The following is a 13492-nucleotide window of genomic DNA, read 5'->3' as shown; positions in this document are numbered from 1 at the left end:
TAAGCTCATGAACAAGAAACTTCTGAACATTAGGAATTTAGCTTCGATAGGCCTTCTTGTCGCAGGAACTCCTGTTGCAGCACAATACAGTCCGACACCTGTATTTACCGGCCAAATAGGGAAAACGGTAAAAGAATCTCAACCGGCTTACCCTCAGCATAATCCAAAAGCTCGTCAAGGTGCTCCAAACGTAATCTGGATCTTAATTGATGATTTGGGATTTGGTGGAACATCAGCATTCGGTGGTCAGATTCAGACACCTACCTTTGATTATTTGGCTGCGAATGGCTTACGTTTCAATAATTTCCATACTACATCTATCAGTGCACCTACCCGTGCTTCATTATTGACAGGTAGAAATCATCACTCTTCTCATGTAGGAATGTTTAATTATGATAGTTATGGTGCACCAGGTTACGATACTTACGGACCACTTGAAAATGGTACGATAGCAGAGGTGCTACGAGAGAATGGCTATAATACCTTTGCAATAGGTAAATATAACTTTACACCAGCTGCAGATGGAACGAATGCGGGTCCGTTTAACCGCTGGCCTACTAATCGTGGCTTTGATCACTTCTATGGCTATAATGGGGCCACAGCATGTGATGATCAGTGGCATCCATTTTTGTATCGTGATACTCAGCGCGAGCCAGATGACTCTTTAGGACAGTTGGCGATAACACGTTTTACAAATCAGGCGATTGACTTTATTGCTGATCAGAAAACAGCTGATCCTGACAAACCATTCTTCCTGTATTTTGCACCGGGAACAGCTCACTTTCCTCATCAGACTACTCCAGAATGGATTGGTAAGTACAAAGGTAAGTTTGATGCAGGATGGGATGAATATGCAAAGCAGACTTTGGCTAATCAGATTAAATTGGGTTTAGTTCCAGCAGGAACTAAACTGCCTGTCCGCAACAAGGATTTGGATAAGTGGGCTAGTTTGTCGGCTAATGAAAAGAAGGTCTTCGCTCATCAGATGGAAGTATATGCCGGATTTGTATCTCAGGCAGATTATGAAATTGGTCGTCTTGTAGATTATCTCAAGCAGATTAATCAGTTGGATAATACTATTATTGTTGTTGCGCTTGGTGATAATGGTGCTGAGGCTTCAGGCCGTAAGACTGGAGTCTTGGGGGCTCGTTCATATGACCCTAAATCTAAAGCAGACAGCAAGGATGCCATTATTGCCAATGAACTCCAGAATATAGATCGTCTAGGTGATGAGGAAAGTTATCCTTTTTATTCCGAAGGTTGGGCAGCTGCAACAAATACTCCTTTCCGTTATTACAAGGGATATGCTGATTACGAAGGTGGAACGCGTAATGGCTTAATCGTTTACTATCCAAAGGGCATCAGCGAGAAGGGTGGTATCCGTACCCAATACACTCATGTGTCAGATGTACTTCCTACTACTGTAGAATTAACAGGTTCAACAGTTCCTGCTGTTATCAATGGCTATAAGCAAAATCCTATTGAGGGTACAAGTTTTGCCTATGCTGTAGAATCTGTTGATAATAACATCACAGACCAGAAACATGTACAATATTACGAGTTGGGTAGCTCGTATGCTATTTATAAGGATGGATGGAAGGCACAGTTCCCTAACGACAAATCTTTTAACTATCGCCAGAGAGGTGAGCTAGACTCTATTCCACATCTTTATCATTTGGCGGTTGATATCAATGAGTCGAAGGATTTAGCCAAGAAGTATCCAGAGAAGGTAAGGGAGCTCAAGACAGTCTTCGAAGAAGAGGCAGCTAAGTACAATGTATATCCACTTAAGCCATGGAGCTATCAGGATCCTGCTGCTTTGAAAAATCCTCGCAAGCACTATCAAATTTATTTTGGTTCTAAGAACTATACCGAATATCCTTATTTCTCAGGTACAGAAGGTAAGTCTTACTCACTTTTGTCAGAAATACTAATAGAGGATGGTAAGACTGATGGCGTACTGTATTCTTATAATGGATTTGGTTCTCATTTCAGCCTCTATATTAAGGATGGTTATTACTATTATTTCAATAAGGGTGGACTTAAAGAATCAAAAATAAAATCTTCTAAGCCTGTACCTTCTGGCAATGTGAAACTTCGTGCTGATATTGATTTTGCCAAGGGTGATGGTTCGATAGTAAGTCTTTATATTAATGATGAAAAGGTAGCTTCAGAGAATGTAGGTGGAAATGTCCCATTCAGTTTTTCTTCAATGGCCGGTCCTGTTTTGCAGATTGGTCGTGTATGGGGGCCATCTTATAATTCGGATATTAAAACACCAGGTATTCTTCAACCTAAATATTTGAATGCTTCTATTGATATTAAGGATTAAAAACAAGAAAAGAGATCATTTATGAATAAAAAAATATCCTTTCTACTATTATCATCTGCATTAGTAATGAGCGTATCAGCCCAGTCATATCTGCCAGCACCTTCACTCTACACCAAAGCGCATAATGACTCCATCGCTCAAATTGTGGAATCTTTTGGGTCAGAAGATTTTGTCAATGCAAATAGAGGATTTATCGGTGGATATGACAAAGAGGGTAAAATCGTGAAAGCGAATAAATTGCCGAAAGAAAAGGATTGGAATTATTGGAAGACTAAGATTCCAGAAAATATTAATCCATCGCTTTGGCATTATATTCATGTCAATGGCCCTGCAGGTCTGTTCGAAGTACTTCCTGATCAGATATATCAAGTAAGAGGACTGGATATAGGTAGTGTAACGTTTGTTAAAACCAATACGGGTTATGTGGTTATTGATGTAACTACTAATGAAGAAGCGGCTGCGGCTGCCTATCAGTTGTTTACCCATTTTGTCGGAAAACATCCTGTAAAAGCAGTGATATACACGCATTCACATGGCGATCATTATGCAGGTATTCAGGGAATATTGAAGTCACAACCAGATAACGGGGCAGGTATTCCAATTATAGCACCTTCTAAATTCTTTGAGAGTGCGATAGGTGAAAATGTTATCGCAGGAGCGCCTATGGGGCGAAGAGCCACTTATCAGTTTGGAACTTTTTTGAATGATGATGCTGATGGCTATTCTCTCACTTCTCGACATGGAGATTTAATTCCGGCAACTCAGGAACTTACCGAAGATGAGCAGACTGTAAAAATAGATGGTGTAGACTTTGATTTTCTGCAGACACCAAATACAGAGGCCGTATCAGCTACAATTGTATATATACCTAAATATAAAGCTCTTTGTCAGGCTGATGAGGTGATTCATACCATGCATAATCTGCTCACTCCTCGTGGAGCAAAAATTCGTGATGGTTTGGCTTGGAGTAAATATCTTGATAGAGCATTAGCTAAATGGGGTAAAGAGGTGCAAGTTTCTTTCGGTCAGCATCAGTGGCCTGTTTGGGGAAATGACAAGGTAAATGAGTTATGGGAGAAGCAACGCGATCTTTATCGTTATATTCATGACCAGACTTTATATTTTGCTAATCAAGGTTATACTCCTTCTGAAATAGCTAATGCGATAAAATTGCCAAAGTCTTTGCAAGACTATATGGCTAATCGTGAATATTATGGAAAACTGAGTTTTAATGCCCGTTCGCAATATCAGTTGTATTTTGGATTCTTTGATGGCGTACCTGTCAATATCGATCCGTTGACACCGACGGAAGAAGGTAAAGAATGGGTTGAGGCTATTGGTGGTGTAGAGCAGGCTTTAACAGTAGCGCAGAAGGCTTACGATAATGGAAAATATAGATGGGCTGCTACTTTATTAAATAAGGTAGTCTTTGCTTATCCTAATCATTCTGGAGCTCGCAAATTACTGGCAGATTCTTATGCTCAGTTGGGTTATCAAGAGGAAAGTCAGATTTTTAGATACTATTATTTGGCTGGAGCCAAAGAACTTCTGAAAGGTGTCAAGAAAAAAGAGACTAAAAGTCAGTTGAATCCTAAGTTAGGAATCGGTTTATTGTTTGATGTAGTTGGCAGCCGTTTTAATGGGGCCAAAATAGATAAATCTCTTACGATAAATGTGAAGGCTATAGATACGGGCGAAGTGGCAACGGTTATATTAAAGAATAATGCCTTGAGTAACCGTCCAAATGTGTTGTCAGACCAGCCTGATATCGTGTTGTCTGCATCTAAGAAAGATATTGTTGACCTCTTTTCACGAAACACCAAATTAAATGACCGGTTTACTATTTCTGGCAATCAGTCAGATTTGCAATCAATCTTAGATTTAATAGAAACACCAGACTATTATTTTAATATTATTGAACCCTAATAAATTATTACATTAGAATTTAAATTTAATAATAACCATTTATGGCTGTTGTCCTTGGTGGATAGCAGCCATATTTGTGTTCTTCCAGCATGAACAGATCATCGCGCAGATAATAACAAACATTTGTTATTCAGGATAACTAATTATAATGAAAAATGGTGATATAAAATACCCCAAAAATGCGATAGTGTGGCTGCGTATTTTGCTTTACCTTTGTAGCTAAAATTAATCTTTATTTGTGAATAAGTATGAATATAAAAGGCAATTCTTTTTATTGGAATAGTAAGGTAAGCATGCTTACCTTAAGTGCTGTATCAACACTGACTCCATTCAGTGTATCGGCGCATACTCAAGCTAAAAAATCTGAGGCTCGTCCTAATATCATATTGATAATGGTAGATGATCTCGGCTTTTCGGATATTGCTCCTTATGGAGGCTCAGATATCCATACCCCTCATCTTACTCGATTGGCTCAGGAAGGAATCCGCTTCCGTCAGTTTTATAATAACTCTATCAGTGCTCCTACTCGAGCTTCGTTGATAACAGGACAGTATCAACATAATGCGGGTATGGGTTTTTTCAATGTTGATTTAGGTGATCCGAATTATCAGGGATATCTTAATCGTGAGTCGCTTACATTTGGTGAAGTGCTCCATGAAGCCGGATATACGACTCTAATTTCAGGCAAATGGCATGTAGGTGATAAAGATCAGTCACAATGGCCAAGTCAGCGAGGATTTGATCGATCATTTGGTTTCTTGGGGGGTGCCAGTCGATATTATGATGCAGGTGAGAACGCCAACGCACGATTTGCCGTGGAACTCTATAAAGATAATAAGCCCTATAAGTTGAAGCCAGGGGAGTATCTTACTGATAAGATAACTGATAATGCTCTAGAATTTATATCAGAAGCAAGCAAGAAGAAAAATCCATTTTTTCTCTATTTGGCTTTCAATGCTCCTCATTGGCCGTTACAGGCTTTGCCAGAAGATATTCAGAAATATAAGGGGGTATACCATGACGGTTGGGACTCGTTGCGGGTTAAACGTTATGAGAATGCCAAAGCACAAGGCGTCATAGCTCCAAATACCCAACTTACATCGCATGATGGTAAGGTGAGAGCTTGGAATACATTGCAAGATAGTGAGAAGGCTGATTACGAAAAGCGTCAGGAAGTTTATGCAGCTATGGTTGATCGTGTAGATCAGGAGATCGGGCGTGTGCTCGACAAACTTCAAGAAATAAAGCAAGATAGGAACACTTTAATTATCTTTATTTCAGATAATGGAGCTCAGGGTGGTAGTGATGCTCGTGCCTGGCAGGAGAAACAGAGTGGTGAAGTAGGTGCACCTGGTTCGTGGTATATGCAGAACAGCGACTGGTCTCAAACAGGAAACTCACCATTTCGCGATTATAAAGCAGCTCCTTATGAGGGTGGTATCAGTGCACCTTTCATAGCTTGGTTTCCAGGACACATTCAGGCTAATACCATTGTAGACGGTGTCGCTCATCTGATAGATATCGCACCTACATTCTATGATTTGGCCAAGGCAAAATACCCTGCAGAATATCAAGGCCATCAGATACAGCAGTTGCCTGGTAAGAGTTTGTTGCCTGTACTTTATGGAAAAACGGATACCGTACAACGTGGAGAGCCCTTGTTCTGGGAATGGGCTGGAAACAGAGCTGTACGTGATGGCAAATGGAAGTATATCCATGTAGAGGATCAGATTGGTGATGAACTCTATGATATAGAAAATGATAGAGCAGAAAATCACAATGTAGCAACAGAACATCCTGAAGTGTTACGTAGGTTGAAACAGGAATGGCTGTATTGGGCTAAGCAAAATCACGTGAAATATCCATATCCAAGTGGGTGGCCACATTTTCGTTGGTAATCATTGGATTATTTTCTGTAATTAGTTAATTCATTTCCTAAAAAATTAGTTTTATCGATGAAAAAAAAATCACTATTAGTATCGTTTTTCGCATGGATTCTTCCGTCTGTTGTTTTGGCTCAGTATAGTGCAGAACCATCAAAATATACCCGGGCCTTTAATGATTCTGTAGCCCATGTAGCAGCTGCTTTTGGCGATCAGGATTTTAAAGATGCCAAACGTGGATTTATAGCTACTTTGGATGTAAAGACTAATCCAAAAGTGAATGGTAAGCAGCTCTACGATTTACATTCTTGGGATTTTCTGAAAGGAGAGGCTCCTGCTACTGTTAATCCGGTATTGTGGCGCCAAGCACAACTGAATAGCCTGACAGGGTTATATGAAGTAGTGCCAAATAAAATATGGCAGGTGCGTGGTATTGATATTGCTAATATTACTTTTATCCGAAGCAAAACGGGTGTTATAGTTATTGATACAGGCACATCTAGTGAATCTGCTCAGACGGCCTATAGTCTGTTGAAACAGCATATAGGCGATTTGCCTTTGCGTGCAGTGGTCATCACCCATTCTCATATCGACCATTTTGGTGGCTTACAGGGTATACTTCAGTCGCGAACAAATTTATCAGACTCGATTCCAATAATAGCACCGCAAGACTATTTTAATAATTCTCAGACCGAGAATGTTCTTGCTGGTATACCGATGTCAGCACATAGTAAATTTATGTTTGGGGGTACTCTTCCTCGAAATGCTAAAGGTTTTGTTACAGCGGGTTTAGGTAGCAGCTTAAGCCAAACGTCTTTCACCAATACACTTCTTCCCGCTACTCGTGAAATAGCAGAATCTGAGGAATCGATAGTCATCGATGGATTGCAGTTAGATTTCTGGTCGGCTCCTGATTCTGAGGCTCCGTCTGAAATGTTGGTGTATATTCCTCAGTATCATGCTTTGCAATCTGCAGAAGATATCAATCACACTTTGCATAATTTGCTTACCCCACGTGGTGCTAAAATACGTAATGGTCTGCTTTGGAGCAAGTATATCGACAATGTTATCAGTAAATATGGCAATGATGTGGAAGTTTCATTAGGTTCTCACAACTGGCCTGTGTGGGATAATAAGAATGTCGTAACATATTGGGAGAAGCAGCGTGATTTGTATCGATACATTCATGACCATACGCTTTATCTAGCTAACAAAGGCTATACTCCAGATGACATTTCTCATTATATCAAGTTGCCTCGAGCTTTGGCTAGTTACTCTGCAGATCGTGAATATTATGGTAGCGTAAGTTTCAATGCCCGTTCGCAATATGAACTGTATTTTGGTTTTTTTGATGGTAATCCGGCCAACCTGAACCCATTGAGCCCAGCCATAGAAAGCAAGAAAATAGTGGAGGCTATTGGTGGTGAGGATAAAGCGGTAGCTATTGCTCAGAAAGCTTATGACCTGGGAGATTATAGATGGGCTTCTACCTTATTGAATAAAGTAGTCTTTGCTAATCCGTCTTGTCAAAAAGCTCGTAATCTTTTGGCTTCAGCCTATACGCAGTTGGGATATCAGGCAGAGAGTGCACCTTGGCGTAATTTCTATCTTACGGGGGCTAAAGAGTTGTTGAGTAAAGACAACGTAAAAACGTTTGGCAAGCGATATCTTTCTTCAGCTTTGTCATCTAATCAGTTTTTCGATGTGATTGCTACACGTATCAATGGCTATGCCTATGACCAAAACGACCTTAATATCAATATATTTGTCACAGATTCAAAAGAGAAGTTATCTGTTATTTATAAGAATGGAGTACTCTCTAACAGAAAGGGTTCATGGATAGAAAAGTCTGATGTTACATTGGAGATAACTAAGGGTGACTTGTTTACACTCTTTACAAATGAAACGAATGTGGAGCATCTTCGAAGTCAAAATAAACTGAAAGTAGAAGGGGATATCGAGCGGTTAAATGAGTTTTTGTCTCACATCGAGCAGCCTCAGACCAATTTTAATATTGTGGAGCCTCAGGCTTCTTATACGTTGCATTAATGTTTTTCTTATAATTATCCATTTTTATTGTATGGATTGTTAAAAAAATACAATATTCTACTTCAGTACTGTCATTTTGTTGCATTATTAAAAATAAAGGTTTAGTTTAGCATATCTTTTATGAATGTAAACATTCCATTATGGTTTGTCACATCGTTATTAGAGGACATATTGATATGCTTTTTTAACGCTTTATCTGTGGTTTACTGAATCTAATCGATTCTATTTAATCCGTATGATGTAGCAATATAGAACACTCTTTTTGTGTCTATATCTTTTGGAAATAGACTTGCTATTAGAGCCGTTTTTATTGCTCATCTTCGAATTTTAAGTTTTGTGAAAGTTTGGTGAGCAAGATAAGCATGGGTGACGATTTATGCTTATTTTGTACATAGTAAAGTGACAGATGCTTTCAATAAAGTCGTGGTAGCGTCCCGTTTATGATCGGCCAATCAAAATGCGACAATAGTTTCTTTCTATGCTGCCTAGTGAGAGGGCGTTAGCCGAAAAGCCTTTATAAAAAGTCGGCATCTTAATATTTATACACATGAAACCAAAATCAATAAAAGTTATTCAGAGTGAACTGACTATCGAAGAACAGTCTAAGCTTATGGGCGGTAATTCAGCTAAACTGAAAACTGTTGTTTGCACAGGTAAAAAGAAAAATGCAGCTCAAATATTATTATGGATTACATGACTATTTGAAACTGAAGATGCAAGAAAAGGGTCTGAATTATATCAAAGACGCTCTGTTGCCACTCTATAGCGACATTGTTGATGAGATTATAGATGATATGGAATCTGAAAATCAAATAATGCGTTATTTCAAATTCCCCACATGTTTCAAGTGTGAGGAGTGTGGTATAAAACAGTCTTGCTGTCAGATAGAAATGCTACAAATTCTAAAAAAAGTGCAGATCAAGAGTTCTCAATATCAACCTGATTACAAAAACTTTAAATACTTCTAACTATGTTAACACATCCTATTCAGCATATGCGCTTTTATGCTGCCGTTTTAATGACTTTTCTCTTTTCTGTCACAGTGTACGGCCAGATAGTAAAAGAAGATATCCATGGAACAGTTGTAGACTCTTCTACAGAGCAACCGGTAGAACTGGCAAATGTTGTCTTTTTAGATAAAGACTCCGCTTTTCTCTGTAATACGCTAACCGATTCGCTTGGCCATTTCCAAGTTGAAATGGCTGAAGGGAAGAAGCCTTGTTTCATAGAGATTGTACATATCTGTTATGATAAGGCATCGTATAGGTTTCAAGGTGACGGAATGACGTTCCGGCTCATGCCTTCTGACTATCATTTAGATGAAGTCGTGATAAAAGGAGTACGTACAAAGGTGAAAAACAGACTTAATTTTGAGTATGTCATGACTGATGCAATGGTAGAGAAAGCAAAACTAACCTCAAAACTTCTTGAGAACATTCCTACCGTTTATGTGGACTACAATCACGATGTATATGTTAGAGGAAGCAACAGAATTCTTATATTAAAGGATAATGTGGCTCTGATGAACAATGCCCTCATTGACCAGATTTCGCCGGAGACCGTGAAAAAGGTTGAAATAATGTATAATGTTCCCGCCAAATATGCAGATAAAAATTATACGGCAATCATGAATATTGTCACGGTTCGCAAGGCTGGTGTATCTGTGATGTTTGACGGATTAGCATCAGCAGATAAAGAGATGTATGATGCCAAAACCAATGTTTCGCTAGACACGAAGAAGCATTCTTTCTATCTTTTTCATAAGTTGTATTATCGTAATTTACTGGAGAAGAAATATATAAATACAGCGTTTACGACACCAGCGAAGTATACTCATGAAGCATTCCGTGAGACACCACGAAAGGAATGTGACAATGAATTCTTTTGGGGCTATGCTTTTTATCTCAATGAAAATGTTAGATTTGGATTAGATGGTTACAATTCGGTGTATCGCGAGAATAATCTTCTGACAGATCTTGGTGCCAATCATTTGGATTTTTCTCATGGTCATGAACGAATGAACAGTCAAGATTATAAAGTCTATATGGCTTATGAAAAAGAAAAAGATGCGTTGAAGGTGGAGGCCGCATACAATCATATCAATTTATCGGATAATGATGAGTATTATTTACCCGTTTATCAGATGCAGCAGCAAGAGAAAAGATCATCTTATCAGGCAGAGTTAGAATATACAAGAACTATGTCTGATGCAGTGAAATTCCAGTTAGGTGCAAAATACAACTACTCCCGGAATAAAGGTTTGCTGGGTAACGTATCCGATGATGGCGAGTCACGTTACAGACAGAATAACCTCACTTTCTTTGCAGAAGCTGACATTGCGATAAACGAGAAATGGAGTTTGGAAGCAGGAACAAACATGAGCTTTTATAACAGAATGTTTACAGATGCGAGTGATGTAAATGCATTTTATATTAGTCCGGTTCTTGTATCATCCTACGCCTGGAACAACAATAATAATCTTAATATCAGTTTCTCGTCTTTTACCGAAAATCCTACGATATGGCATCTACTTCCCTTTATGAAGGAAGTAAGTATGGGGCTTTTTACGCTCGGAAATCCAACTTTGAAACCTAAGCGGACGAACAAGTTCTCATGCGAGTACAGTTATTCCAAGGGTGATTCTTATTTATCTCTATCGACTTACTATCATAGAATCCAAAATTCGATTCAGAATACAATGGGTGAAAATCATGAAGGCAAGACTGTAATTTCTTACATCAATGAGAAGCGCCGACACGATTATGGTTTCGATGTCAGTATATCGCAGAAACCGCTGAAGTGGTTGTCGTATAATATATATGTTGATGTGCACAGCCGACATATATCTGCCAATGAGTTCTATAAGAAGAATCTTTTATCCTGGGCTTGTCAGGGACAGATCGGTGTAGATTTTACAGACAACCTTGGTCTTGTGTTGCAATATATGCATTCATCAAAAGAACTCTCTCTGAATGGATATTCTAAACCAACAGATTCAAGTATGGCAGTTCTCTCGTATAGTCCGACAAGTTGGTTAGATCTCTGTTTGATGTATTTACATCCTTTTGGGAAAATGCATACAACTTCTACAATATATAATGACAATGGTAGCATAGAGCAGAAAAGCGATATCTACGCACAAAAAGTCTTATTGTCTCTTACCTTGAACCTTGTAAAGGGTAAGCGAAGAACTCATCGACAGACGTATGAAAATCCGGACAAGAAATATTAAAAATAGCTATAATTTTTTGAGTTCAACATGTTCTTCATTACATATAGTGTGATTTTAGCATATTATGATTCAACCATATACTGCATATTCTTAGCGGGAAGTGCTGCGTATTCCGTATGGGTGATGATCTTCATGCAACGTCGAAAAACATTGGACTATGAATTGTATGAGCAACAGGCAGAGAACAACAACAAGATATATCAATTCATAACCGCAATGCAGGAAATAAAACTTCAACAATGCGAGCAACGTCGTTGTAACGAGTGGGAGGAAGTACAGCGTAACTTGTATTATGTACAGCGTCGCGTATTAGCATTGAGACAGAATGAAGAAGTTGGAAGTGTTTTTATCAATGAAATGAAAAATCTTTTTGTCACAGTAATGGCAGCTACTGCCGTCATTAATGGTGACATGACACTTGGTGGCGTGGACAGTGTGGTGTTGTAATGCAAGATGGAGTGATATTCTCAGAATCTATTGCGAGAAATATTGCTGTTGATGACTACGATATAGACAAGAAACGTATGCGTGATGCAGCACAGATAGCTTGCATTGATGAGTATATAGACAATCTACCACTTGGCTATAATACGAAAATAGGACAAGACGGGCTGGGACTAAGTCAGGGACAGAAACAACGTATACTTATTGCACGTGCCGTATACAAGAATCCTTCATTTATTTTTCTTGATGAAGCGACGAATGCTCTTGATGCCAACAACGAGCGTCATATTGTAAAGAACCTTGATGAGTTCTACCATGGCAAAACTGTAGTTATCGTTGCTCATCGTTTGAGCACAGTGCGCAATGCAGACAACATAGTCGTACTTGAGCAAGGTATAATTGTTGAGCAAGGCACTCACGAGGAACTTTCTGCTAGACGAGGACGCTACTATAATCTAGTAAAAAATCAGTTAGAACTTGGAACATAATAAAAAACTATTTAACGTCTATTGAGTGCGAAACATTTTTGGGTATTTTACACATTTTTATTTCTCGTAAAGTTCGATAGGCAGTCTGTCTGGATCTTCAAAGAAGACAAAGCGTTTCTGGGTGTATTCATCTATCCGAATAGGTTCGTGTGATATACCATCCTGATCGAGACTTGCTACAGCTACGTCGATATCATCTACCTCAAAAGCTAGATGACGTAAACCTGTGGCTTCTGGTCGTGTAAGACGTGATGGCGGATCAGGAAAAGAAAAGAGTTCGACTACATACTGTTTTCCTAATGCAAGGTCTGTTTTATACGACTGTCGTTCCTGTCGATAATGCTCGGCAATAATCTTAAAGCCTAAGACTTTAGTATAAAACTGTAGACTGCGTGCATAGTCAGAACAGATAATTGCAATATGATGTACTTGATTTAATTTCAGCATAGACCGCAAATATAATAATAATTTTGTATTTCTGCAAATTCAGAGAAAACTGATATTCTTGAGGTAAAGCCCAGTATTCTGCATGATGCTGGTATGGATCAGAGAGTCTTATTCTCTGTAACAGTAGTTTCATCTATAGTACTCACCATAGTCGTATGAAAGGCCTCGCTCGCTAGAAAATGGGGCTGATGAGTTTGACATCGGGCCGATATTCTCGAGGCAAGCAAGACCATATAGTGATTACGAGAAATCATTGTAGAGGTAGTGTTGTCTGTTTTGTGTAACGTAATATATGTAGTAGAATAAGTTTTAATACTGTTGCAAAGATAAAGCGATAATATTCTTCGTACAATACCGAAAAGTGAGTATATTTTTTTATATTTTTATATGATCTTAAAAATACTTCACAAAAAGAAAAAGCATAAGGTAGTACTCTATCCTTTACTCCTCATAGCAGGAAATCATGCGTTACAGGATATACAGGGTGTGTGGAAAAATGCACTTTCGGATACGCACATAGGAGCGCATGGAGCCTTGACACAGAATGCAAATCTGAATATTCACACCGGATGGCGAATGGATTCCATTGGAACGTACTGTCAGGAATAGTGTAACACTGGTAGCTAATTACAATCATACCTGGTGGAATAAGTACACATAATTTTTAGCGTTCAGAATTCGCTATAAACGA

The 13492-nt window shown here is 38.8% G+C and carries 9 protein-coding genes and 1 pseudogene; 9 read left to right on the top strand and 1 reads right to left on the bottom strand.

What is annotated here, in order from left to right:
• The first annotated feature begins 7 nt into the window (after positions 1-7).
• The 8 genes and pseudogenes from L6469_RS10855 to L6469_RS10820 form a co-directional block, all read left to right on the top strand.
• On the top strand, positions 8-2332 hold the full coding sequence (locus tag L6469_RS10855) for an arylsulfatase (protein WP_006281673.1): 2325 nt from the start codon (positions 8-10) through the stop codon (positions 2330-2332).
• Positions 2333-2353: 21 nt separating this feature from the next.
• Positions 2354-4258, top strand: coding sequence for an alkyl/aryl-sulfatase (locus L6469_RS10850; protein ID WP_006281672.1), 1905 nt, complete (start codon positions 2354-2356; stop codon positions 4256-4258).
• A gap of 248 nt (positions 4259-4506) precedes the next feature.
• Positions 4507-6156, top strand: coding sequence for an arylsulfatase (locus L6469_RS10845; protein WP_143067183.1), 1650 nt, complete (start codon positions 4507-4509; stop codon positions 6154-6156).
• Positions 6157-6213: 57 nt separating this feature from the next.
• Positions 6214-8190 carry an alkyl/aryl-sulfatase gene (locus L6469_RS10840; RefSeq protein ID WP_006281670.1) on the top strand — a complete coding sequence of 659 codons (1977 nt, stop codon included), beginning with the start codon at positions 6214-6216 and terminating at the stop codon, positions 8188-8190.
• Between the two features lie 547 nt (positions 8191-8737).
• The gene (locus L6469_RS10835; RefSeq protein WP_155815413.1) at positions 8738-8887 is read left to right on the top strand and encodes a hypothetical protein; all 150 of its coding nucleotides are present in this window, start codon (positions 8738-8740) and stop codon (positions 8885-8887) included.
• Complete coding sequence (locus tag L6469_RS10830) at positions 8856-9158, top strand: hypothetical protein (RefSeq protein ID WP_006281669.1); 303 nt, start codon at positions 8856-8858, stop codon at positions 9156-9158. The genes L6469_RS10835 and L6469_RS10830 overlap by 32 nt, the downstream gene beginning before the upstream one ends.
• A gap of 2 nt (positions 9159-9160) precedes the next feature.
• Positions 9161-11422 (top strand): TonB-dependent receptor plug domain-containing protein, encoded by a 2262-nt coding sequence (locus tag L6469_RS10825; RefSeq protein ID WP_039869743.1) that lies wholly within the window; start codon positions 9161-9163, stop codon positions 11420-11422.
• 21 nt (positions 11423-11443) lie between these two features.
• Positions 11444-12354 (top strand): annotated as a pseudogene (locus L6469_RS10820) (ATP-binding cassette domain-containing protein); the annotation flags it as partial.
• A gap of 57 nt (positions 12355-12411) precedes the next feature.
• Here L6469_RS10820 and L6469_RS10815 read toward each other — a convergent pair.
• A complete protein-coding gene (locus tag L6469_RS10815) occupies positions 12412-12801 on the bottom strand; it encodes a VOC family protein (protein ID WP_006281665.1) in 390 nt (129 codons plus the stop codon).
• 387 nt (positions 12802-13188) lie between these two features.
• Between L6469_RS10815 and L6469_RS10810 the strand changes: the two genes are divergently transcribed.
• Positions 13189-13410: a sirohydrochlorin cobaltochelatase gene (locus tag L6469_RS10810; RefSeq protein ID WP_006281664.1), complete on the top strand. Its 222-nt coding sequence runs from the start codon at positions 13189-13191 to the stop codon at positions 13408-13410.
• Positions 13411-13492 lie beyond the last annotated feature (82 nt).

The sequence above is a fragment of the Segatella baroniae B14 genome (assembly GCF_022024235.1).
GTDB classification, from domain to species: Bacteria; Bacteroidota; Bacteroidia; order Bacteroidales; family Bacteroidaceae; genus Prevotella; species Prevotella bryantii.
The sequence above is the reverse complement of the archived record's forward strand: the minus strand, read 5'-3'. Positions and strand labels throughout refer to the sequence as shown.

Bases quoted from the DNA above. Each gene is read 5' to 3' on its own strand.
- L6469_RS10840 (WP_006281670.1), top strand. From the start codon at position 6,214: ATGAAAAAAAAATCACTATTAGTATCGTTTTTCGCATGGATTCTTCCG.
- L6469_RS10835 (WP_155815413.1), top strand. From the start codon at position 8,738: ATGAAACCAAAATCAATAAAAGTTATTCAGAGTGAACTGACTATCGAA.
- L6469_RS10830 (WP_006281669.1), top strand. From the start codon at position 8,856: ATGCAGCTCAAATATTATTATGGATTACATGACTATTTGAAACTGAAG.
- L6469_RS10855 (WP_006281673.1), top strand. From the start codon at position 8: ATGAACAAGAAACTTCTGAACATTAGGAATTTAGCTTCGATAGGCCTT.
- L6469_RS10825 (WP_039869743.1), top strand. From the start codon at position 9,161: ATGTTAACACATCCTATTCAGCATATGCGCTTTTATGCTGCCGTTTTA.
- L6469_RS10845 (WP_143067183.1), top strand. From the start codon at position 4,507: ATGAATATAAAAGGCAATTCTTTTTATTGGAATAGTAAGGTAAGCATG.
- L6469_RS10850 (WP_006281672.1), top strand. From the start codon at position 2,354: ATGAATAAAAAAATATCCTTTCTACTATTATCATCTGCATTAGTAATG.
- L6469_RS10815 (WP_006281665.1), bottom strand. From the start codon at position 12,801: ATGCTGAAATTAAATCAAGTACATCATATTGCAATTATCTGTTCTGAC.
- L6469_RS10810 (WP_006281664.1), top strand. From the start codon at position 13,189: ATGATCTTAAAAATACTTCACAAAAAGAAAAAGCATAAGGTAGTACTC.